The 21,989-nt window shown below is 32.7% G+C and carries 21 protein-coding genes, 1 pseudogene and 1 CRISPR repeat array; of the genes and pseudogenes, 4 read left to right on the top strand and 18 right to left on the bottom strand.

Annotated features, from left to right (window positions below):
• Positions 1-38: 38 nt before the first annotated feature.
• A CRISPR array of direct repeats spans positions 39-1,473; the repeat unit is 30 nt; unit sequence GTTTCAATCCCTGTAAGGTACTCTAAAAAC.
• Between the two features lie 203 nt (positions 1,474-1,676).
• Both cas2 and cas1 (ACMV0E_RS04910) read right to left on the bottom strand, forming a co-directional pair.
• Complete coding sequence (cas2, locus tag ACMV0E_RS04915) at positions 1,677-1,940, bottom strand: CRISPR-associated endonuclease Cas2 (RefSeq protein WP_416085260.1); 264 nt, start codon at positions 1,938-1,940, stop codon at positions 1,677-1,679.
• On the bottom strand, positions 1,941-2,273 hold the full coding sequence (cas1, locus tag ACMV0E_RS04910) for a CRISPR-associated endonuclease Cas1 (protein ID WP_416085259.1): 333 nt from the start codon (positions 2,271-2,273) through the stop codon (positions 1,941-1,943).
• 98 nt (positions 2,274-2,371) lie between these two features.
• Between cas1 (ACMV0E_RS04910) and ACMV0E_RS04905 the strand changes: the two genes are divergently transcribed.
• The 4 genes from ACMV0E_RS04905 (at position 2,372) to ACMV0E_RS04890 (ending at position 7,553) form a co-directional block, all read left to right on the top strand.
• Positions 2,372-2,515: a hypothetical protein gene (locus ACMV0E_RS04905; RefSeq protein ID WP_416085258.1), complete on the top strand. Its 144-nt coding sequence runs from the start codon at positions 2,372-2,374 to the stop codon at positions 2,513-2,515.
• 80 nt (positions 2,516-2,595) lie between these two features.
• Positions 2,596-3,057, top strand: coding sequence for a single-stranded DNA-binding protein (locus ACMV0E_RS04900; RefSeq protein WP_416085257.1), 462 nt, complete (start codon positions 2,596-2,598; stop codon positions 3,055-3,057).
• Between the two features lie 125 nt (positions 3,058-3,182).
• On the top strand, positions 3,183-5,966 hold the full coding sequence (locus ACMV0E_RS04895) for an HsdM family class I SAM-dependent methyltransferase (protein WP_416085256.1): 2,784 nt from the start codon (positions 3,183-3,185) through the stop codon (positions 5,964-5,966).
• A 93-nt stretch (positions 5,967-6,059) separates the two neighbouring features.
• Positions 6,060-7,553 (top strand): zinc ribbon domain-containing protein, encoded by a 1,494-nt coding sequence (locus ACMV0E_RS04890; protein WP_416085255.1) that lies wholly within the window; start codon positions 6,060-6,062, stop codon positions 7,551-7,553.
• On the opposite strand, the gene cas1 (ACMV0E_RS04885) is transcribed toward ACMV0E_RS04890, so the two are convergent.
• The 16 genes and pseudogenes from cas1 (ACMV0E_RS04885) to ACMV0E_RS04810 form a co-directional block, all read right to left on the bottom strand.
• Positions 7,529-8,188: a CRISPR-associated endonuclease Cas1 gene (cas1, locus tag ACMV0E_RS04885; RefSeq protein ID WP_416085254.1), complete on the bottom strand. Its 660-nt coding sequence runs from the start codon at positions 8,186-8,188 to the stop codon at positions 7,529-7,531. The genes ACMV0E_RS04890 and cas1 (ACMV0E_RS04885) overlap by 25 nt on opposite strands.
• On the bottom strand, positions 8,185-8,688 hold the full coding sequence (cas4, locus tag ACMV0E_RS04880) for a CRISPR-associated protein Cas4 (RefSeq protein ID WP_416085253.1): 504 nt from the start codon (positions 8,686-8,688) through the stop codon (positions 8,185-8,187). Before cas4 ends, cas1 (ACMV0E_RS04885) begins: the two co-directional genes overlap by 4 nt.
• Positions 8,682-11,081: a CRISPR-associated helicase Cas3' gene (gene cas3, locus ACMV0E_RS04875; RefSeq protein WP_416085252.1), complete on the bottom strand. Its 2,400-nt coding sequence runs from the start codon at positions 11,079-11,081 to the stop codon at positions 8,682-8,684. The genes cas4 and cas3 overlap by 7 nt, the downstream gene beginning before the upstream one ends.
• Positions 11,038-11,751 carry a type I-B CRISPR-associated protein Cas5b gene (gene cas5b, locus ACMV0E_RS04870; RefSeq protein ID WP_416085251.1) on the bottom strand — a complete coding sequence of 238 codons (714 nt, stop codon included), beginning with the start codon at positions 11,749-11,751 and terminating at the stop codon, positions 11,038-11,040. The genes cas3 and cas5b overlap by 44 nt, the downstream gene beginning before the upstream one ends.
• 8 nt (positions 11,752-11,759) lie before the next feature.
• Positions 11,760-12,725, bottom strand: coding sequence for a type I-B CRISPR-associated protein Cas7/Csh2 (cas7b, locus tag ACMV0E_RS04865; RefSeq protein WP_416085250.1), 966 nt, complete (start codon positions 12,723-12,725; stop codon positions 11,760-11,762).
• Complete coding sequence (locus ACMV0E_RS04860; RefSeq protein WP_416085249.1) at positions 12,712-14,496, bottom strand: TIGR02556 family CRISPR-associated protein; 1,785 nt, start codon at positions 14,494-14,496, stop codon at positions 12,712-12,714. The genes cas7b and ACMV0E_RS04860 overlap by 14 nt, the downstream gene beginning before the upstream one ends.
• 21 nt (positions 14,497-14,517) lie before the next feature.
• On the bottom strand, positions 14,518-15,300 hold the full coding sequence (gene cas6, locus ACMV0E_RS04855; RefSeq protein ID WP_416085248.1) for a CRISPR-associated endoribonuclease Cas6: 783 nt from the start codon (positions 15,298-15,300) through the stop codon (positions 14,518-14,520).
• Between the two features lie 57 nt (positions 15,301-15,357).
• On the bottom strand, positions 15,358-16,152 hold the full coding sequence (locus tag ACMV0E_RS04850; RefSeq protein WP_416085247.1) for a tRNA (adenine-N1)-methyltransferase: 795 nt from the start codon (positions 16,150-16,152) through the stop codon (positions 15,358-15,360).
• Positions 16,145-17,059, bottom strand: coding sequence for a PP-loop family protein (locus ACMV0E_RS04845; protein WP_416085246.1), 915 nt, complete (start codon positions 17,057-17,059; stop codon positions 16,145-16,147). The genes ACMV0E_RS04850 and ACMV0E_RS04845 overlap by 8 nt, the downstream gene beginning before the upstream one ends.
• 6 nt (positions 17,060-17,065) lie before the next feature.
• Positions 17,066-17,635, bottom strand: a complete 570-nt coding sequence (locus tag ACMV0E_RS04840) for a cysteine hydrolase family protein (RefSeq protein ID WP_416085245.1) — start codon at positions 17,633-17,635, stop codon at positions 17,066-17,068.
• Positions 17,632-18,189 carry a nitroreductase family protein gene (locus ACMV0E_RS04835; RefSeq protein ID WP_416085244.1) on the bottom strand — a complete coding sequence of 186 codons (558 nt, stop codon included), beginning with the start codon at positions 18,187-18,189 and terminating at the stop codon, positions 17,632-17,634. Before ACMV0E_RS04835 ends, ACMV0E_RS04840 begins: the two co-directional genes overlap by 4 nt.
• Positions 18,190-18,193: 4 nt before the next feature.
• The gene (locus ACMV0E_RS04830; RefSeq protein WP_416085243.1) at positions 18,194-18,649 is read right to left on the bottom strand and encodes a redoxin domain-containing protein; all 456 of its coding nucleotides are present in this window, start codon (positions 18,647-18,649) and stop codon (positions 18,194-18,196) included.
• Positions 18,650-18,669: 20 nt separating this feature from the next.
• Entirely contained in the window at positions 18,670-19,032 is a 363-nt protein-coding gene (locus ACMV0E_RS04825) for a lipocalin-like domain-containing protein (protein ID WP_416085242.1), read from the bottom strand.
• 945 nt (positions 19,033-19,977) lie between these two features.
• Positions 19,978-20,970 carry a hypothetical protein gene (locus tag ACMV0E_RS04820; RefSeq protein WP_416085241.1) on the bottom strand — a complete coding sequence of 331 codons (993 nt, stop codon included), beginning with the start codon at positions 20,968-20,970 and terminating at the stop codon, positions 19,978-19,980.
• A gap of 482 nt (positions 20,971-21,452) precedes the next feature.
• Positions 21,453-21,698: pseudogene (locus ACMV0E_RS04815) on the bottom strand (alpha/beta fold hydrolase); the annotation flags it as partial.
• Between the two features lie 5 nt (positions 21,699-21,703).
• Positions 21,704-21,835 (bottom strand): hypothetical protein, encoded by a 132-nt coding sequence (locus ACMV0E_RS04810; protein ID WP_416085240.1) that lies wholly within the window; start codon positions 21,833-21,835, stop codon positions 21,704-21,706.
• Positions 21,836-21,989 lie beyond the last annotated feature (154 nt).

The following is a 21,989-nucleotide window of genomic DNA, read 5'->3' as shown; positions in this document are numbered from 1 at the left end:
ATATATTATACTATTTTTATACTACTTTCAAAATGTAAGTTTCAATCCCTGTAAGGTACTCTAAAAACATGATTGTCTGAGATGAAGTTCTTAATACAGCTTTAGTTTCAATCCCTGTAAGGTACTCTAAAAACTTTATAGTGTTTTTGATTATAATAATAAGGAGTGGAGTTTCAATCCCTGTAAGGTACTCTAAAAATGGCCGAAGCTTTACAAGAAAAGACGCTTGCCGAGAGGTGTTTCAATCCCTGTAAGGTACTCTAAAAACATTAAATACTTATCTATATTACTTTGAATTTTTCTTGTTTCAATCCCTGTAAGGTACTCTAAAAACGTGGTAGTGATGATAATCGTTTAATGGTCTGAATGTGTTTCAATCCCTGTAAGGTACTCTAAAAACATAGTATTTTACTTTTACTTCTTAAATTGTCTTCAAGTTTCAATCCCTGTAAGGTACTCTAAAAACGAGTATGTAGTTTCTTATAATTATGATAGTACCAAGTTTCAATCCCTGTAAGGTACTCTAAAAACCAAACTTAAAAGAATATAGTTAAAATCTATTGTGAAGTTTCAATCCCTGTAAGGTACTCTAAAAACGAAAATTTATAGGATCGGAAATTTTAGAAGAGTATTGGTTTCAATCCCTGTAAGGTACTCTAAAAACAAAATAAAAAAAGTCAGAATTATTAAGAAAATTTAAGTTTCAATCCCTGTAAGGTACTCTAAAAACAAGACGGCAAAACACGAACTATCGCTATAGAAGACTGTTTCAATCCCTGTAAGGTACTCTAAAAACACTTAAATTTCAAATAAATATGATTTTATTAATATTAATGTTTCAATCCCTGTAAGGTACTCTAAAAACTATGATTTTGACAATCATAATTTTGAAAAGTTAAATGTTTCAATCCCTGTAAGGTACTCTAAAAACCATGTAAATCTTTTTTGTTTCCGTCCATGCGAATGCGGTTTCAATCCCTGTAAGGTACTCTAAAAACTCATTAATTGATACATTAGAAAGAGAGGAGGAAGAACAGTTTCAATCCCTGTAAGGTACTCTAAAAACTAGCATCCTTTTTTAAGATCCGATTCCATTCATCACGTTTCAATCCCTGTAAGGTACTCTAAAAACGATAACTTTCCCAAAAGAAGACGTAGATAAGTTTTTGTTTCAATCCCTGTAAGGTACTCTAAAAACTTTCATGGTTCCCCGTAATCGCGCCCAAAATACGATCTTGTTTCAATCCCTGTAAGGTACTCTAAAAACATTTCATCAAACAGTATAAGTGCCCGTCCTGCGGGAGTTTCAATCCCTGTAAGGTACTCTAAAAACCTACAATCTTCAGGAGGGCCAGAAGCCTTCTGGTATTACAAGTTTCAATCCCTGTAAGGTACTCTAAAAACAAGAGTCTACACCGCCTTTCAAAACAATTTTTCCGTTGTGTTTCAATCCCTGTAAGGTACTCTAAAAACAGCAAAAAAGTATCAATTATATTATATTTAATTTTTGCAATTTTCAAGTTTTTTTATTCAAATGACTGATCTTAAAGAATTATTAAAGTTAAAAAATACAGAAATAAAAAGTTTAAGTTAAAGTATAATTTTCTAAATATCATTATGTCGATGGAGCATAGTTTTTGCGCTATTACAGGTCGACATAAAAATGTCTCTTCGTCTTATAGAATATTATCAAGATCATTCTTAACAACACCCAATATCTCCTTCTTTGCGTAGTATTGTTCCCTTAAAATATAAAATATAATTGAATCTTTATCTTTCTCAATAATATCATTAAGCTCCCTTTTAAATTTCTCAAATTTGGCTTCTGTAATTTCTCCTTCTAAAACCGAATTTTGCACCCAATTTAGATATTTCCTTCCACACTTTAACACCTTGGCAACCCTATCTTCTTCCACATCGTAAACCACAATCAAATACATTTACCACTCCGACACGAAAGGTGAATATTCTTTTTCCCCCATTATATGTTTTTCGATCTTATACAACTCAAGACGAATTAAAGTTCTGTAAGAAACATTCCTTCCAAGCCCTTTGTGGTTTATTGTAGCATTTAATCTTTCATCAAGAACTTTAACAAAGTCTCTTGCTCCTCTTTCATTTAGGTAAATTCCGTTTAGGCGTTTTTCAAATGATGATTCATCAACCATATTTTTGTTAATCAAAGTAAAGATTGTTCTATCTACTATTATTGGCTTAAAAATTTCTGAAACATCAAGATTTAAAGAAAAACTGCGAAAATTACTCTCATGCAAGTATAACAGCCTCTATCTTAAAGTCTTTGTAGAAAATATTCAAAAAACTATTAATTTCTTATGATTTTTTTCTTATAATATATATATGGAGGTTCAAAATGGCTAAAGATAAAGAAGCTTTAAAACAGTTAGATGAAGTTATGGCAAATTTGTCTTTAGATGTTTTAAAGCTTGAAGATACACTAAGTAAAAGTAGTATTAATTCAAAGAAAAAATTTTGTCTAAGTTTTAAACAACGATAGTTGACTTAAAGAGAGCAGTTCTTGAATTCGAAGAGAGTCAAGAAAAAGAATAAATAATTTAAAATACTCAGAGGTGAGACGTGGTAAAACAAAACAATGAAGATGTAATTGAAGTTCATGCAATTGGGCGATTAGTTAAAGATCCGGAGTTAATACAAACTTCTAAGGGTCGTGAGTTTGTTGTTATTCGTTTTGCATCGAACAGGCGAACACATAAGGGAGATGTAGCTACTTTACCCAATATTGTTGCATTTGAAAACGCAAAAGAGATACAGGGAAAATACAACCAAGGTGATAAGATTGAAGTAAGAGGACGCCTTGTTGTGGATGATTATGTAGGAAAGGATAATGTCCGAAAGAAGTCAATTAGCATTTATACAGACAATATCTCACTTATCACAAAGAAGAAGGAAAATACTCAAGAACACGCAACACCAGAACCTGAGCATATTGATGAAAAAGCGTCAGATGAATTATTAGATACAGTTGATGAGGTAGATGTAGAATCATACGACAATTCATTAGATTACCTATTAGGTTGAGTAATATATTAATCTGTTAACGGTGATGGCTATGTTAGAAAATAAACTCGAAAGGATAGCTGATAGTCTTGAACGGATTGAAAAACTCGTAGAGCAAGAAATCAAAAACTTTGGAGGAAAATTTAATGTTCAACGAAGAGAAGTCTTTTGGTCTAAAAGAAGCAGTTGATTTATTAAAGGAAAAGATTCAACATTTTAATAGCGACAAGGTAAAAATAGCAGATAATCAATTGATTTATTCTTTAGGTGGTAGTGAAAGTATAACCTTTGATATTTCTTTAGTTAATCAGAATGTTTTAGGGGAGCTTGGCAGAGCATTAGCTATTTTAAACATGATTTTCGAGTTCAAAATTCCCTCCGAGAAAATCAGAAGAGAAAAGGTTTCTTTTGTCGGTTCTCCATCAAAAAGAATAGATATACAAATTGATATTGACGAAAGTTACAACGGAAGAAAATGTATCGCTTTAGTAGAGTGTAAAACATCTATTCATAGAATTAGCGATTCAGAATTCACCAATTATTTCAAAAGACAACTCTATAATATCGCTCACTCTTATGCAAAAGACAAAGAACAATCTTATCCTTTAGTTTTGATTGCTTATGAAATAGGGTTTCACAAGGGAGAGATTGAAACCTTTTATAGATGGGTCTCTTACCCTGAAATAGAAATATCAACAGAATCGGGAATTTCGATAGATAAAATAATTACAAGGAATTCTCCGTTTGTTTATAATTCTTTTCCTACGATCTTGGGAGATAAAATTTATTTTCGTAAAAAACCTTTGACCAAAGATGATTTAATAGATATAGAAAATCCAAGTGAATTTAAAAATCTGTTAAAAGAAAAGTTACATCAAAGATTGAGAAATTTTGGCGTTGTAGAAGAAAAAGCCTTCAATGTTATCATTAACCTCCTTCTTGCTAAAACTTACGATGAAATTCAAGTCTTTAAAAAAGAGAACAAAGAACCTGATTTTCAAGTAAAACCAGAAGACTATTTGAATAAGACTGCCTTTTATAACAGGATTAAACATTTATTGGAAAATGCACTGATTGAATTTATAGGAGAAGATCCAAAAGAAGCTACTAAGACAGAAATTATAAATCATGAAAAGAAAGAAGAAATTTTATTAGATATAGTTCCGTATCTTCAAAGAGTAAAACTCAGAAGTGTGAGATTTTTAGGAGAAGACTCATTAGGAGATGTATTTTTAGATTTCATGCACTCAATATTTAGACAAAGCAGAGGTTTGTTTTTCACTCATCCAAATATTTGTAGGTTTACCTGCAAAGCTTTGAATATTCAACAGGTTGGAGAAGAGTTAAAAAATGGAAATTACAAATATATCCTTGATCCATCCTGCGGTTCGGGAACGTTTTTAATAGAAGCTTTGAGGTTAATTTTTAAAGACCGCTCAGTTGAGGAGGTAAGGGAAAACGCTTTAAAAATTCTTTTTGGCATAGATAACGAAACAAGAGCTACAACCCTATGTAAAGTAAATATGGTTATTCATGGTGACGGTTCAGCCAATATATACACAAGAGATGCTCTTTCACCTCTATCCAACTTACCATTGCCGTTTGTAAAAGATCAGAACATTTGGAGAGGGGAAGGTTGCACTTTAGAGAGCTTGAAAGAAGGATATGGAGTAGATTTTATTGTGTCTAATCCTCCATTTAGTTTAGAGATAAGAAGTAACGAATACAATCATTTCAAAATGAAGGAATTCTTAGAATTTAAAAAGGGTATTACAACTGCATCAGAATGTCTGTTTGTAGAAAGATGGTATCAGCTGTTAAACCAAAAAGGAAAGTTAGGAGTTGTTTTACCATTCTCTATTTTTGACAGCGACGAATACTTAAAAGTTAGATTGTTGTTTTTAACCTATTTTAGAATTATTGCTGTTGTTGCTTTGCCGGAGTATGCATTTGCTCCTCATGCTCAACAGAAAACAGTGTTAGTGTTTGCCGAGAAAAGAAGTTTGGAAGAGAGTAATAAATTGTTTAATAAACTTCACAGCATGGAAGATTTTAAAGATGAATTGAAATCTGAAAAAATCATTTTTTATGATGCAAAGAATATTGGATATGTTAGAACTAAAAAGAGGAAAACAGTTAACACAATAGTTACGGAAGAAAATGATTTAACTGATGAAATAGCTGATATTATTTCTAAAGGTTTTGAAGGATCTATTGAAAAAGATGATAAGATAGTTGTAAAAACTATTGAAGAGATCTACAACGAAGATCCTAAATTAATCTTAACACCTAAGTTTTTAATGGAAGATAGTGCGGATTCAATTAAAAAATTCACACTGGAGCAGGATTGGGAGATAGTTGATATACAAAAACCTGCTACCATAGATATGGAGAATTTGTTAATTTGCGAAACAGGAGATATAGTTGCAGGGGGTACAGGAATCATTACTCCCAAAAATTTAAGCTGCACAACTACTATTAACAAAGAAAGAATAAAAAGAAAAATAAATGCAGGCAAATTCGGGGTTTTAGAAGAAGGCGATGTAATTATTGCTCCTGTTAGAATTTATCAAAAGAAAATTGCCGTAGTTACAAAATCAGCAACAGGATTTTTATTCTCTAATGATTTTATTGTTTTAAGAAGAAAAGAACCAGATATTAAAGAATCTTTTTCTTTGTTTCTATCTTTGGTTCACGAAAAAAACATCAAACTGTTAGAGAGCATGTCTTCTACTGGAAAAAGCGGATATCCTAAAATCAAGAATAAACAAGCCATTTTAGGCTTTAAATTTGTCAAAGTGAATATCCCAGAGCTAAAAATAGTGGAACTAATCGAAATTTACGATAAGATTTATAGTGATATATTTAAAGGTCAGTTAAATGACAAGAAATCAGAAATTAGATTGGATACTAATAACTTGATTTTATAGTTGTATCGTGACAAACATGAACGTTTACATTATGCTAAGAGCAAAGAGAAAAAAAAGAGAAGATAATAATGGAGATAACACAGGGAAACAAAAATGACTGAAGAGAAAATCGTCAGAACTTATATATATCCTTGCTTTCCTAATAAAGAAAAAATAAACAAGGTAGAGCAGGTATTAAAAGAATACAGAAAAACCGCACAGGCAATATCAAAAATTCAGTGGGCTGAGTTTTTTAAAACAGGCAAGTTTAACAAGTATCTAAAACTAAAAGAATTAGAGAGTTCTCTATCAGAAAGATACAAGCAAAGCTGTCAGTGGCAGGTAGTTGGTATATTGGAGGGATACTTATCTTGTGTTCAAGAAGAATTTGAGGAAATAATCTACAACACTAATCTTACTCAAAAGACAAAGAGAGTACTTATTGCCATAAATAGTAGGAAGGCTTGGTTTAGTAAAACATTAGAAACTATCTATTGGTTTGAGAAGGGAAACAGGATAGAGTATAAAGTTTCTAAAGAGGAGCTGCTTTTAGCAAGAACGATTTTCAAACACATATTGAATAAGCGAAGAAAACCAAGTTTTAAAAATATCTCAATGCATTTAGATAGCAAGGTAGCAATAGTGGAAGAGAACCAAAAAAGTAGAAACTATGATAAGTGGCTGAAAATATCAACGCTTGAGAAAGGAAAGCCTATATTAATTCCTCTTAAGAATAACACTTATGCAGAAGGAGTTGAAGGAAAGTTTTTAAATTTTTACCAAGTGCAAGTAGAAGATGGAAAGCTTTCAGTAAGACTTATCAAAGAGATAAGAAGAAAAGAATATAGACCTATAGTGCCTGAGATAGCTATAGACTTGGGGTTAAATCCTTTATTTGCAACAGATAGAGGAGACTTGATTGGCAGAAGTTTTTTAGAGTTTTTAATAAATTTAGATGAGAAAATAACCAGAAGAATGGCACACTTACAAAAAGCAGGGATAAGACCAAGTCAGGATAAAAAATACAGAGAGTTAGTTAGGAAGTTAAGAGAGTTTTTGAAGAATGAGATAAACAGATATTTAAACAGGTTAATAGAGACATACAGACCTGCAAGTATAGTGATAGAAAGATTGGACTTTAGAGGGCAAGAACTTTCAAAGAGAATGAACAGACTATTAAGTAGATTTGGAAAGAGAATTGTGAATGAAAAGCTAAAAAGCTTGCAAGATCTTTATGGTATAGAGATAGAACAAGTAAATCCTGCTTATAGCTCTCAAGAGTGTAGCAGTTGTGGATATATAGATAAGAGAAATAGAAAAAGCACTCAAGAGTTTAAATGCAAGGCTTGTGGTAAAAAGATAAATGCACAAGTAAATTCTGCAAGGAACCTTCTCAGTAGACGTTCTACTGAGGAGATAAAACTCTACACTCCAAAAAAGCAAGTCCTTAAGATACTGACAAAAAGGTATCTTGAGAGACTAAAAGGGTGTAATAGTGCTCCCTTGGAAGTCCTTAAAAACAATCCTTACTTCAAGGACTTCCTAAACCCCGGAGTGTGGATAAATGTCTACAAATGGGGGAACTATCCTATCCTTGGATCAAGGTGAGTTTTGTATATTTGAGAAAGAATTTCTGGATAAAGTAGTGAATTACCAAAGCTTATTAGTGCGTTTATTCTGTCTTTAGGAGGGCGCCTTGATCTTTCTCTCATGATAAATTGGGTATCTTTCAATATTTCCGAAAATCCATTGTAATATATTTCCCTACTTTTACCTTCTAATGCCAGAAGTTCCTTCACATCACTTACTTCGTCCATTGAATCTTTGATATTTCTTAAGGAGTTTACTATATCAGAAAGAGAGAAGCCTCTTCTTGAATAATATGAAAGAACTCTTTCCATATTAGAGATGCTTCCTAAGACAAACTTTTTTGCAAGTTTAAGTCTAAGATTACTATCAAGATAATTTTTGACCTGGTTTACAATCATATAACCAGAATTATAGTGTTCCCTTGGATAAAAGCTTCCTATATAGTACTCATAATAATTATAAAAGTGAAGAATTATTTCTTTTTGCGAAAGAAATTCAAGAGCATCTTTGTTTATTGTAATTTCTCCAAAAACATGAATAATTTTTGTGTTTTCAACTGGAATGTATCTCTTTTCCGCGTCACTTTCAAAAAAGAGCGTGTTGTCTTTTCTTGCAATTCTTCCACTTTTGAATATATAGATTACTTCATTCATGCAAAGCAAAACTCCTTATACGCACAGTTTTTACAAAAAGGAATCTTTTTAAAAGACGGTGCATTCTCCATTATGGCAATGTCATTAATTCCTTCTATGATATCAAAAATCTTTCTTCTTTCGGTTTCTTTTAATTCCAAGAATTCCCTTCTTCGTTCTGTTGGAAAGCTTAAAACCCCTTTAGCTTTAATACCTTTCTCTTCTAATACCCACAAATAAAATAGCAACTGCATTTTTGCAATCTCTTTTGCCTTTGACGACTTTTTAACTTCACCTACAAGCAAATCTCCGTTTTTACCTCTTACAAAATCAATCTGGACATTGTCAAGAATTATCCGCTTTAGATCCCTCTCATAAGAATACTCATCTATTAATCTGCCAATCTCAAGAAGTGGATGGTCTTGAAAAGGTATAATTTTATGAATATGAAACCAGGCTTGTCTTTTACATATAAGATAACTTTGAATAACTGTTCCTGTTATTTTAAAATCGTCTACCAAATTACACTTCCTCCTTCTGTTTTAAATCCAGTATTTTTGTCGTAGTATTCATCTAAAGAATTTCTGCTAACATAATAAAAATTTCCAATAACTGGAGGTATGTTTTGAACATTTTTAGGTATAGAAACAACATAAGAATAGAAACTATTTTTAATTTCTTTAAAACGTTTTATTCTTTCGAAATGGTTTTGAATATCGAGAATGCTTTGATACTCTTTAAAAATTTTCTCTGCATCTTCATCTAACTCTATAAAAACATCAATAGTAGGGTATTTTGTTTCTACAATTCCAAAAGAGGATATTGCATTTTCACCATCGTATTTTAATTCTAACAGGGCTTTCCTTAATTCATTTGATGTACCTTCTGTGTCCTTCTTCTTTACAACCTCTTCCATGTAATTATCAAATACTTTGTAAACATCTTCTTCTTTTAAAATTCTATCCTTTAATAAGTTCTCTGTTATATCCAAAAGCACTCTGTCATATATATAAGAAGCATAAAGTCTGTTTGCACTGTTGCTTTTGTCCTTGAACTTTACAACATAAACCTCACCGATATCTCTTCCACCTGACCTATTCGAACGACCAGAGGATTGTATTATTGAATCAAGTGGAGCAATATCCCTTACAACTACATCGAAATCTATATCAACACCAGCCTCCACAATCTGTGTTGATACAAGAAACCTAAATTTATTGCTTTTTATTTTTTCAATCCTTTCTAACCTTTCTTTTGGAGTTATGTGCGATGAAAGAAAAGTAATTTCTGTTTCGCCCACCTTTTCTTTTAAGATTTCGTAGAACTGTTTTGCCTCACTTATTGTGTTTAAAACAAACATATACGATTTATCATCTTCGATTTTGAATGTGTTTATAAAATCTTCCATTGAATCATAAGAGTAATAAGTTTTGGCATCAATTTTGTACCTATTAAGAGGATAAACATTTCGAACTAAGTCGTATCCAGAAGAGAATAATATAGGCTTTGTTGCAGTCATCACAATTGCATAGGAGTTAAATTCCTCTAAAAATTTTAAAAGCAATTCATCAATTAACTTCCAATACTTTAAAGGAACTGCTTGAACTTCATCAATAATAATGATACTGTGAGCTAATTTATGAAACTTTTTAAGCATTGAATTTCTATTGGATATAAGAGTGTGAAACAACTGGACGAATGTTGTGATAATAATATTGCTTTCCCAATTCTCTATTAGGATTTCCGATGCATCTACGTCGTATTTATCTTCTTCCGTTGTATAAGATAATTCGCTTAAATGGTGGTGCTTAAGCAAAATATCAGTTGTAATATTATTGTTAAGCTCTCCTTTTAAAACCGATTCAAACACCATGGCGTTTTGCTCAATGATGTTTATGAAAGGTAGTGAATAGATAATTCTAAAAGTTTTTGATTGGTTTTTATTAAGATGATTCCTTAAAATATTTGCTATATTAAATCCAATAAGAGTTTTTCCAAGCCCAGTTGGAAGGGTAATATAAAATAAATGGGATAAATTGTTGCCTTTCAATAACTCCAAAAAGTTTTTCTCAACCTCTTCAAAAGCACTCTCCCTTAACATGCTTAAATTACTTCTTGGCAGTTTCTCTTTATAGCTTTTGATAATACTATCTGAAAATGTTGTATAAGGTAGATTGAATTGCCTACGGAGGACTGCATCTTCTTTATCGCTCCCAATAAGTGCAGAAAACATAAGATTGGCAAGAAAATAGTAGCTTATATTTATATCAGTGCTATTTGTGATTTTCCTGAACTCAGACTTGAGTCCATGGCGAACTTTTTTAAAAGATTTATAAAAGTTTAAAATTTCTTCTTTTGAAAAACTTATTTTTGATAAAAATTCTTTGAAAGAGTTAATTGAACCATTTTTCAAATTTGATACTAAGATTGCAAGTTTCACTTCATTAATGGATTGCAAGAGGTCTTCAAATTCTGAGTCAATTGGATTAACTGAAAGTTCATTCAAAAAATCATCAAGATCTGAGTGATGGTTTGCAACAACTATGTAAGAGAGAATTTTAAGAAAATTTTTAAGTGTCGGGTTGATATCTTTATTAGTGCTATTTAAGTATGCGTTTACAACACCAAAAGAGACAATAGAAGAAAGAAAAGAATGTCTTGTTTTTGATTTATCAACTCTTTCTCCTTTAAGGTAATTCTGAAAATAGTCTGTTGCCTTTCCAAAGTCGTGAAGCAAACCTAAAATATAGCTTACATCACTTATAATGCTCTTTTCGTAAGGAGTATATGGGGACTCTGAAGAGATTGAGTCCCCAACAATCTGATAAGTCAGTTCTGCTACATTTAAAAGGTGGTCTTCAAGAGCTCTATCAGGATGTGAGAAAAGCCCTGATTGGTTTAAAGAAGACGACATTTTCTTCACCTACCTTTGAGTAGCTACCTTTTATCAAAATCTTATTGGCTTCTTCATCGAGCACAACATCAGAGTATTTAATTACGAGTCTTTCGCTGTTCATAGCATGAGGAACTCTTTCTTTCAAAAGCTTCTGACCTTCTTTTTTTGGAAAAACGGTTACTTCGTCAAGCGGAACAACGCTTGAAACTTCAACTTCTTCTTTTGCGATAAGATCCTCTGATTCTTCTTTTCCCACAAAACTAAAATTGCAAAACAGCTCACTTATTCCAAGGTAGGGAATAAAAATGCTTTTATGATTTTGAAGTAGGAAAGCAAACTTACTATTAAGTTCTCTATCTAAATTTCTTACATAGATCCTATAGTGAGGAGACTTTATAAATTCTGTTGGAATTTGAGTTCTACCACGCTTTAATGTAAATGTCCTGTCTTTGGTGTTTATGTAATTCAGGCTAAACCGTATTTTACGTATGGGCTCAACAATGGAGATTGCAACCTCAACATTAGATAATGTGTCAAAGAGTTTTTCCTTTTCTATACCAACTATTGCGCCTATTATACCAAGGGTCGCAGTAGGTGGTGGAAAAGGGTAAGTTAAGATAGAGGTATTTGTGTAAAATTTTCGAAAAAGAGCAAGATCCCCAAACACTTCAAAGATTACTGTTTCCATAATCCTAATCAAAATCCAAACTCTTTAATTTCAAAACCTTTATCTATAAGCACCTTTGATAGAGAAGTCTGCTCTCCGTTGTAATTAAACTTAATTAGATCTCCTTCTTTTACCCTTATGAAATCGATATGATCTTTGTATTTTTCAAGTAGGCTTACAAGATTTGTGATATCAACAGAATAATCCTCTGGGCTACGTAAAGCTTCTTCTTCAACCTTGGTAATTAATTTCAGACCTTTTTCAAGGTCTCCTATGTGAAAGGTTTCATCTTTATAGACCACTTCAAGAAGGAGTCGAGGTTGCTGTGCCTTCGAGGTTGTAAATAAAGTCTTTGTCCCTTCCCACATTCCCTCATACATTAGGTTAATATCATCAAGAGTTAAGTTTATACCTTCAATCTCTGCAACCTTTCCATTAACAAGTCCAGAGAAACAAATCAAAGAATATGGAAGAACATACTTTTCAGTGAATGTTCCTGCTTGTTTTCCTTCTTTACCAGGCATTACAGTTGTTCCTTTTACAAACTCCAATTTTACCCTGTGAAGAGATTTTCCAAACTTAAACTGAACAGGACCAGTTATAGAAAGGTTGTTTTCTTGAGATTCTGTTGTTTCTGAGGTTTCTTCCTTATTTTTTCCTTTATCTTTGTTTTCTATTGCAAAAGTTGAACCAAAAAGACGTAAATCTATACACTCTTCGAGCGCCTTTCTTGGGTCATTTCCGTATTTCTTTATCCTTTCCTTTTTTGATATTCTTTCGCCCTTTTCACCAGATTCTTCAAAAATAAAAATCTCTTTGTTTTTATAATCCTTCAGATAGTCTCTTATGGTACGTTTTAACCTTACGTCAGTTACATAGTTAATCATTGTCTCTTCATCAATCCTTGGCTTGTTTTCGTCGTTTGGATCGCCATTTGGATTTGCAAATGTTACATCGTAGAGAAAAAGGATTTCTCTTCTCTTAATTTCGTTCATTTTTTACCTCCTTATTCAATGATTTTAAAATTTCCCACTTTAAATTCATTCCAACAGTAAAATAAAAGTTCATTTCAGATACATTCATCTTAAACTTATCGCCTGCTTGTAAAAGGTAATAAGAAGCTTCTTCCAAAAAGTCTTTCGCATAAGGAAGGGATTCGTACTCCTCAAGTTTTGCTTGAACCTTTGGAAGTAATTCTTTAAAATCTTTTTCATCCATCTTCAGGCTTTTAAGGTACTTTAAAAATGGTTTGCTTCCTCTTTTGTCCTGCTGTACCTCTAATAAAGTTTGTGTTGCAGCACCTAAGAGAATGAGCCCTTTTTTAAGGGGATCTTCAAGAGCATTTCCAAATTTACTGAAGAAAACATCAAACTTACGCTCTTCCATACTTACCTCCTTTATATCGATTAATCTTAAAACACTTAAAAAGTAATAAACAGTTAGTGCATCAATACTTTTAAATTTAAATATTTCTCGCTCCTTTGTTCCTAACTTTACAAATTCTTCTCTTATTCCTTTCATAAGATAATAAAACAAAAAATCTTTTTCAATTCTTCTTCCTTTGAAAATCTTATCAGTCAAATCCAAAAAATATTTATCAAGATCCGTTTCTTTCTTATTAGAATCGCTTTTAAGGAAAAACTGCCTTATTGTTCCGAAACTAAAATTGTGCTCATATTCAAGCACCTCCTTAAAAGTATCATCAACTTTCTTTTTGGCATCAAATATTTTTCTCAAGCGAGATGGTAATACATCCTGGATTAAAGCAAGAATTTTTTCTGCCTTGTTACTCTTTTCAATGAAGAGAAAATTTAAAGTAAATGTGTCGTCTTTCTCTGCCAGGTTGTATAAAATCTCATCTTCATCGTCTGTTATCCTCATTAAATTTTTGACGCTAATTGCTTTATCTTGTCTTTTCAATATATCTATTAATTCTCCAAAAGACTCTTCGTCTTGAGTAATATTTTGGGGGATGATCCTATACCGTAAACCTTTAACAAAGGTGTATTGCAACTTATTTTCTATAAACTTTTTGCCCTCTTCAAGATCTCTTATGCAATCTTTACATATAGGAAAGTTTTTGTAAGAATATTTTTTATCAAATTTATTTAAAAATCCTTCCTTATCCAAATTAAAGAAGGCGTATGGGAAGACTCCTCCGTAAACCTCTCCCTTTTTACCACAAATACTACATATCCCATAACCAGAAAAACGAGATTCTTTTGCCTCAACTTGATTTAAAAAGTAATTTACAAACTCATCTTTATCTAAAAGATATAGTTCTTTTTCATTTTCAATGAGAGTAATTGTAATAAGATAAGTAGCCTTTTCTTTAGCCTTTTCTTCTATTTGACTCCGTATATTTGATTCTTCTTTGTTAAGGGCATCGTAAATACTTTTGAAAAGATCTTTTGAATCATTTTCCTCACTTGAGGCTCTTTCAAAAAACTTAAGGATTTTGTTTCCAAAGGTATCTTTATCTGTTTTTTGAGCTGTTGGAGAAGGATTTATAGCATTGCCACCAGCACTTCTATAAAGAGATTTTAGACAAGAATCTTCTTTTAAATCTTCAATATCCACTCCGACAAACTTATAAGAGTTATCATTATCCTTCTTTAAGACAATTTTGAGAAGGTACTGTTTGTTTTTATTGTCCTTTCCATAGATATTCATAATCAGTTCTTCAAGTTTTTCGGTGAAACCTTTACCAGCTTGCGATCCGCCACCTCTTACTAATTTGCCAATTTTTGCAATTGATTCAACCATTTTTTTTCCTCCTTTACTTCCTTATTTTAAATTGCTTCTTTCATTCCACACATCCCACATGCCGAAGCCTTCGGAAGATTTTACACCAAGCCCAGCATCGTAGGTTGCATAAATGAGTTCCAAAGAGCCTGTAAGATTGAAAATACCTGAAAAACACTCGATTACAGTATTTTTGAAATAAACAATCTTTTTATTCTTTTCAAGAGAAAATTTATAAGGTTCAATGGAAATGTGTAGGTTATTTATTTCATCTTCTTTTATAGGCAAGCCCTGTGCCTTCTTTATAATCAGATATTTATTCTGTGCGTTCTGTTCTATAAGTCTATTGAATTCACTTTCAGTAGGGCGATAGTAGTGAGTGGTGCGCTTCCCGTTATTGAAAAAAGTGCTGTAGACTGTAATGGGAGAAAGTGTGCGTATAAGGACATTGTCGGTTAAACGAGGAGCTTTTATCACCTCAACTGCAACAAGAAATAAGTTAAAATCGTTTAGAGTAATACCTGTTTTTCTAAAGGCGTTTGAGCCAAGATCTTCAACGATTTCATAAAGTGGTGAGGAGAAATAGAAGGTGATATATTTGCCAAAATTCAAAGCGTTATTCACCTTTGTCCCTTTTTCGATAATGTTTGAGAAGGTGAAGAGTTTAAATTTTTTACCGTCAATTGGAAAGCCTTCAAGATATAGTTTTTGAGCCATTCCTTCTGAGAATATATTATAGACAAGATAGTGAAGAAGATACCCATAGTGTATAGGAAGGACAATATCGCGCCCCTTCAAGTCCTCAAAAGTTAATTTAATTCGCATTAAAACCTCCTTTTCATAATTCATTATATACGAATTAATATTCGATTGCAAAAAATTTTACTTCTTTTTTAATTTTATTGCAACAAGTATGAAACCAGTATGGGCAACCATTCTATCAACGGGTCGGGTAGAAAGGGCTTCAACTTTCCAACGCCTCTCTAAAATCTCAAAAGTTCCAAGGTGGTAAAATTCCTTAAGGGAATCAAGTGCATGCTTTGTCTCTGTGATTTGTTGAGTTGTAGGACTATAACTTATCAAAATACCACCAACTTTGAGAGAATCCTTTACATTTTGTAATGCGCGCCACGGTTCTGGCACATCTAAAATAACCCTATCAAACGGTGCATCTTCTTTTTCGATAGGTTCGTTGTATATGTCTTTTCTTCTTATGATAAGATTTTTAGGGATAGTTTTGAAAAAATCATAGACATTTGCAAGAAATACATCAACAAAGTCGCTACGCACTTCATATACGATGAGCTTACCCTTACCGTTAAGGATTTGAAGTAAATATATAGGAAGTGCACCAGCACCTGCACCAACGGTAAATATTCTTAGTCCAGGATAGATATCTCCATGAATTAAAATTGCACCGATATCCTTTGGATAAATGATCTGTGAGACCCTTCTCATATGGACTACATAAAAGGGTGTTCTAACCTTAAAAACTAAAACCTCATCTCCTTTAAGCGATTTAACAAAAGTACCTTCCTTTTTACCTATGATTGAATCATGCTCAAGAATTCCAAAATGAAAATGGGATTTTTCACCCTTCTTGAGTTTAAGAAGGAATATCCTATCTTTTGAATCGATTATCTCAACCAAATCACCATCTTTTAGGATTTTAGCCATTTTCCATATCCTTAGTTAATTTGCAAAACTCACAAATTCCATCTTCGTTTGAGGTTGGCATACCACAGATTTTGCACTCCTTTAATTCAACTTCATCCTTTTTGAATAAAGTGTTATTGCGAAGATATCCGTAATAAAAAGTTCTTTTGACTCCTTTAAATTGAGTATTTATTTCATTTAAAATGTCCTTTGTCTTTGAAAGCGTAACACGACCTATTTTGTAAAGACAAATTTCAGTTGTGTAATCTATACCTAAAAGATCTGCGTATGCTTTTAGCTCAGTATCTGCTAATCTGTAAAGTGGTTTTATCCTTTTTACAAGTTTATCTTTATAGGGTGGAGTTAGAGGATAATTTCTTGAAAGAGTATTAAAATCCCAATTTAAAATTGCCTTAAGGGTTGTTGCAGCTCCGTCATCAAGGTTGTGACCAGTTGCAACTGAATCCACTTTTAAATCTAAGGCGATTTTATTTATAAGATACCTCTTTATAACACCACAAACAGCACAACGTGGGCGATTCTTAGCTTTTCTAAATACATCTTCCATGTTAATGCCAAAATCTTCAATTACACTATAAATAAGAACCTTCTTGCTAATTTTTTCGGAGAATTTTTTAACAACTTCAACACTTTTTTCTGAAAAGACACCGTAATGTAAGTTTAAATGGACTGGCACTATATTGAAGTTAAATTTATGCAAAAGATACCAAAGAACCATAGAATCTTTTCCGCCTGAAACTGCAACCATAATACGATCGTTTGCGTTGATGAGCCTACTTTCTATTGCATGACCTTCTATAGCTTCTTCAAATTCACGCTCTACATGAATTTTAAAGCAATCTTCACAAAAACGCAATCCCTCAAGATAGATTGTTGCAGGTTTTCCACAACGCACGCACTTTGCCATACTCAATTATACATTATATATGCGCTTTATTAATTCAATAATCTCATGCGTTTCAAGAACTTTTGCCCCCATATTTTTAAGGTCGAGAAGATTTACCTTTTGTATTTCGTATGAGCTTGACGCAGTACCATCACTTGCAATTATGATGTCATAATCATAAGAAAGACCGTCAACAGCTGTTGCCCTTATACAATTAGGCGTTTGAACGCCTGTAATAACAAGTGTATCAATATGAAGACGCCTTAAAATGAGATCTAACTCTGTATGAAAAAATGCAGAGAATCGCTTCTTTATGACAACAATTTCTGATTCTGTTGGTAGAAGAGGTTTAACTATGGAAGCGCCTTTTGAATTCGGCAAAAGCACAGAGCCTCCATATGGAATTCGAGGTTTATCAATATCAACTTCGCTTCGATGCTCTCTTTTCACAAAAATGCGGGGATAGTTATGCTTCCTAAAAAACGATAGAAGCCTTTCTATATTTGGAATAATATCTTTTCCACCCTTTACAAAAAGAGGGGAGGACTCGTTTAAGAAGTCCTCCTGCATATCAATTATAAGAAGCGCTATATTCATTCTCCTACCTTGTTAAGATAGCAAAACTCTTCAAACCTTTTTCTCTCTGGACGCATATGTTCAGATTTTATTTGCTTTTCAGAAAGTAATGGTGAAATTTCTTTTGCATGTTTTGCTACAACTATCAAAGTAACTACTTCATAATTTTCTGAGAGATTAACTGCCTTTTTAACAATTGCTTCGTCAAAACCTGCGATAGGATGAGCAACAAGTCCAAGCTCTGTTGCCCTTAATATTAGAAACGCATTTGATAATCCCGTGTCATAATATGCATAAATTCCATTTCGCATATTGCAGGCAAAATCCTTTGAAGTAAAGACAACAATCAACAAACCTGCATTTCTTACCCACTGGTTTCCCTTTGGAAGAGAGACAAATAGTTTCTCAAGCGCATCTTTTTCAAAGACAAAAACATATCGGAAGGGTTGAGTATTGTTGCAACTGGGAGCAAGAGATGCATGATATGCAAGGTCTCTTATGAGATCTTCTGTAACCTCAAACGGTTCAAGCGAGCGGTATGCCCTACGAGACTCAATTGCCTTTGTTACATCCATAAAATTAACTCCCCTTCAAAAATTCTATAATCTCGTTTATGTCGGGAAGTTCTTTTATTGGATAAACTTTCACAAAAATAACTTTCCCCTCCTCATCGAGAATGATGTTTGCCCTTTCAGAAAAACCGTTAAAGTGCCTGAAAACCTTTAGAAGCTCTGCAACATGACCGTGTGGCCAAAAATCACAAAGAAGACGGGTTTTCTTAACACCTATATGCTCTGCCCACGCCTTTTTACAAGGAACAGAATCAACACTTATGCCCACTGCAACAGTATTTAGGGATTCAAAGACTTCTTGATTTGCTTCAAGTGATTGCATCTGTTTTTCACAAACAGCAGTCCAAGCAAGCGGATGAAATGAAAGCAAAACTTTCTTTCCTCTAAAATCTGACAACTTAAACGATTGCTCGTTTTGATCCTTTAACTCAAAGTCCTCAACACTTGTTCCAATTTCTATCACATTCTCCTCCTTTTTATAATCTATTGAGTCTTTTGCATCTTATAACCTAAATCTTGATTGCTTATTTCAAGGGTATCATTCTTAAGCACCACGTTGAATGTAGAAGTAGAATTATTCAAAGTTATTGTTAGCTCATTTCCCTTTAATTCATAAGTTCCTGTTATTGTATCATTACCTTCTGTTTTAATTAAAGTACCATTACTTTTAAACTCAAAATAAGTGGGGTTATCCACTGTAGACCAACCATTATCTGGCACCCATTGAGAAGTAACTTGCCATTTGCCAACAATCGAAACAGGTGTTGTGGTTAAAGAGTTTCTCGCACAAGAAATTGATAAAACTGCAAAAGATAAAATAACAATTGCTAAAATCAATTTTCTCATTTTTCTTACCTCCAAAAAATTTTTCCTCTACATTATAGCACTTAATAGCCAATTTTACCTATTAAAATGTACTTTCACACTGTTTTAATTTGAGAATTCAAATTGAAAAGGCTTAGAACTCACATTTATATTTTGAGTTTTTAAATTCAGCGTTTCATTAATATCGGGAGTTTCAGATTCTTCTTTTACACTAAAATCTGTAAAACCGAAACCTTTAAGATTATCTTCGGGAAATTTAATTGCAAAAATTTCGTTATTGTTGACTTTCTCTTTTAGGAAGCTTAAGTTTCCGATTGCAACAACATATTGATCCCTTACATCGACATAGCTAAGTGATATTTTATTGTTTCTTTTTGCCCATTTGAGGTTAAAACCATTGTCAAATTTTAAAACGCCTGAACCAACACCTATAAAACCATCCTTTGCCTATAATTGCAGATCCTGTGTCTTTTGTCTCAATAATTACATTTTTTCTTGCAAATGAGGAATTTTGGAAGATATGCGAAGTTTTCACTACCTTCTTGGCTTAATGAATTCAGAAACGTGAAGGTATCGTCGCTTCGAACGAATGTGAGAAATCTCAATATTTTGAGGGGGCAACAAATCGCCCCCCCCAATACTCTCCAAAAAAATACACAAAAGAATTGTCAATCCGAGGAACGAAGTGACGAGGATTCTCCTCCTTTTAAGGAAGTTGGAGGGAAGCCTTAGGGGGTAAGTTAGAAAGGGGGATGCCCCCTTTCTAATATTGGAGATTCCTCAGGCTAAAGCCTTCGGAATGACAAATGAAAATTGGCTTCGGAATGACATTGCGACGTCATTTCGACGAACGAAGTGAGGAGAAATCTCCTCTTTTAGGGAAGTTGAGGGGAAGACTTGTAAATCTCTCCAATATAAACAGAGTAGATATCTTACTTTGCTCGATATGACTTTTTAAACAAAAATTCAAAACGCCTCAAGGGGATTACTTTGCATTATTTCATCGACTACTTCAAATCCTTTAGGAAAGGCATAATTATAACGAGCAGGTAGCGCAAAAACATATTTTGAGTTCCTGCCAAGCTCTGTTGGTCCGATTGGTGCTGCACCTATGTGAAACTTTTCTTTTTTAAGGTCGTTCCACTGTGAAATAGTGAAAATCATAATAGGAATAACCTGAGTTGGCTCTTCTTCAGTCCACTCTGAGTCTCTTATTATCAAGATAGGACCAGTTTCAGCAATCTCATCACCACTTGCACCAAATTTGTAACCAGTCCATTTATCCTCTATTACCTTATAGCCGTTCCACGTCAAAGGCAAGTAAAAATTAAAACCATACTCATTATTTGTGTATTTAAGAATTCTGAAGCATTCCTTAAATAGGCTGTTACTCATTTCAAGAATCTTAGAAATATTTACATCCCCTTTATATCCTTTAAGAGTCGAAGATATACCACCTTCTGCAGTTACCGTGATCATCCAGGTACAAAATCCCTGTTCTAAATCTTGTTTGCTCCAATCCACATAGGGTCCAAAAATAGGTAGTTCAAGTTTGTCGCGCATTGCATAAAGGGGATTTCCATATCCTACAAATATAACTGGATAAAATTTTTGTGGAAATTCATTAATCCAACCTTCTGGAAGCATATCTATTGCATCTTTATCAATCCAGATAGGGATAATATACCTACTTGTAATGGTTAAAAGCGATTCAAAATCATTTACCTTAAGAATCTCGGGATACGCTTTTAAATCATTATCGCTTAATACCCCACCGTTTTTAGGTGAAATATAAACTGCAACAATCCCGTTATTTTCAGGAACAATAATATTGTTTATGTTTTGGGTTAGCTTGGGGTTATTGATAGTTTTTACCTTACAACCTAACAAAAAAACCATAATAAAAACTAAAACAAACACTAATAATTTAATTCTTTTGCTCCCCAATATCTTTCTCATTTTTCCACCTCCTATAATATTAGATACAAAATGTTTGGAAAAAGTTTCATATTTCTTGAAAGAACACAAAAATTTTTTAAAAAGATTCTTAAAATCACGATTGAGATGTTTAATTTTTAAAGAAGTAGAAATTAAGCTTATAAATTATTTTTTTCCAAAAATTTTCTAAACTATATAGAAATTCTTTGAGTTTCCATTTGTGAGGCATATGAATACATTGATATATTTAAACAAGTTTTGCACCATTCGATAACGAAGCAAAATTTAATAAATTATTTTCGACACAATTTAATCATTTAAGCCAATCATTTCAAGTATTTTCAGATTAAAGTCTTTAAAAATCAATATCTTTAGAAGCAGTTATAAGGTAGTACAATCAGCTTTGATTTGTCATAGTAAGCTTTACAAATCACAGTGTCGAGTGCTGCGTTATTTGCTTCACACATACAGGAAATAAAAAATAATATCCAACAATAGGTGCTTCAAAAAACAAGCACATTTAATCCATTGGGGTACCTTGAAGTATAGTTAAATTCAATACTTCCACTCATTGAATTACCAACAAGAACAACATTGTTAAAGTCAAATTTCTCAATAAATGCCTTTAAGACCTCGGCTTTTCCTTTTCTGCTGTAAGGATTAATTCCATCTACATCATTTAGAGACCTTTCGGAAAGCACAAAGCCTGATAAATCAAGTGCAATAACTTTTCCTAATTTTGACAAACCTTCCGTTACAGAATCGAATGAAAAAGCGTGAGCACCAAATCCATGGACAAGTAAGAATGTGTATTTACAAAACCAAAATCTTTATAATGAATGTTTATGTTGAGCATATTAACAAATTTTGAATCTGGATCTATCATTCTTCCCTCCACATCTAACTTATAAATTTATTTAACCTAACTGAACGATTCTCCAAATTGTTCTCACATCTTTCTTGCAAGAAATGCTGATGTAATATATAATTGTGGCATGTATAAAAGTAAAAGGTGCTTCACCCAGTAGGTGAAGCACAAT

Source organism: Caldisericum insulae (assembly GCF_047785965.1).
Taxonomy (GTDB): domain Bacteria; phylum Caldisericota; class Caldisericia; order Caldisericales; family Caldisericaceae; genus Caldisericum; species Caldisericum exile_A.
The sequence above is the reverse complement of the archived record's forward strand: the minus strand, read 5'-3'. Positions and strand labels throughout refer to the sequence as shown.

Excerpts from the sequence above, each read along its gene's own strand:
- cas2 (WP_416085260.1), bottom strand. The coding sequence starts at position 1,940 with ATGTATTTGATTGTGGTTTACGATGTGGAAGAAGATAGGGTTGCCAAG.
- ACMV0E_RS04905 (WP_416085258.1), top strand. The coding sequence starts at position 2,372 with ATGGCTAAAGATAAAGAAGCTTTAAAACAGTTAGATGAAGTTATGGCA.
- ACMV0E_RS04895 (WP_416085256.1), top strand. The coding sequence starts at position 3,183 with ATGTTCAACGAAGAGAAGTCTTTTGGTCTAAAAGAAGCAGTTGATTTA.
- ACMV0E_RS04890 (WP_416085255.1), top strand. The coding sequence starts at position 6,060 with ATGACTGAAGAGAAAATCGTCAGAACTTATATATATCCTTGCTTTCCT.
- cas1 (WP_416085254.1), bottom strand. The coding sequence starts at position 8,188 with ATGAATGAAGTAATCTATATATTCAAAAGTGGAAGAATTGCAAGAAAA.
- cas3 (WP_416085252.1), bottom strand. The coding sequence starts at position 11,081 with ATGTCGTCTTCTTTAAACCAATCAGGGCTTTTCTCACATCCTGATAGA.
- cas5b (WP_416085251.1), bottom strand. The coding sequence starts at position 11,751 with ATGGAAACAGTAATCTTTGAAGTGTTTGGGGATCTTGCTCTTTTTCGA.
- cas7b (WP_416085250.1), bottom strand. The coding sequence starts at position 12,725 with ATGAACGAAATTAAGAGAAGAGAAATCCTTTTTCTCTACGATGTAACA.
- ACMV0E_RS04860 (WP_416085249.1), bottom strand. The coding sequence starts at position 14,496 with ATGGTTGAATCAATTGCAAAAATTGGCAAATTAGTAAGAGGTGGCGGA.
- cas6 (WP_416085248.1), bottom strand. The coding sequence starts at position 15,300 with ATGCGAATTAAATTAACTTTTGAGGACTTGAAGGGGCGCGATATTGTC.
- ACMV0E_RS04850 (WP_416085247.1), bottom strand. The coding sequence starts at position 16,152 with ATGGCTAAAATCCTAAAAGATGGTGATTTGGTTGAGATAATCGATTCA.
- ACMV0E_RS04845 (WP_416085246.1), bottom strand. The coding sequence starts at position 17,059 with ATGGCAAAGTGCGTGCGTTGTGGAAAACCTGCAACAATCTATCTTGAG.
- ACMV0E_RS04840 (WP_416085245.1), bottom strand. The coding sequence starts at position 17,635 with ATGAATATAGCGCTTCTTATAATTGATATGCAGGAGGACTTCTTAAAC.
- ACMV0E_RS04835 (WP_416085244.1), bottom strand. The coding sequence starts at position 18,189 with ATGGATGTAACAAAGGCAATTGAGTCTCGTAGGGCATACCGCTCGCTT.
- ACMV0E_RS04825 (WP_416085242.1), bottom strand. The coding sequence starts at position 19,032 with ATGAGAAAATTGATTTTAGCAATTGTTATTTTATCTTTTGCAGTTTTA.
- ACMV0E_RS04820 (WP_416085241.1), bottom strand. The coding sequence starts at position 20,970 with ATGAGAAAGATATTGGGGAGCAAAAGAATTAAATTATTAGTGTTTGTT.
- ACMV0E_RS04810 (WP_416085240.1), bottom strand. The coding sequence starts at position 21,835 with ATGATAGATCCAGATTCAAAATTTGTTAATATGCTCAACATAAACATT.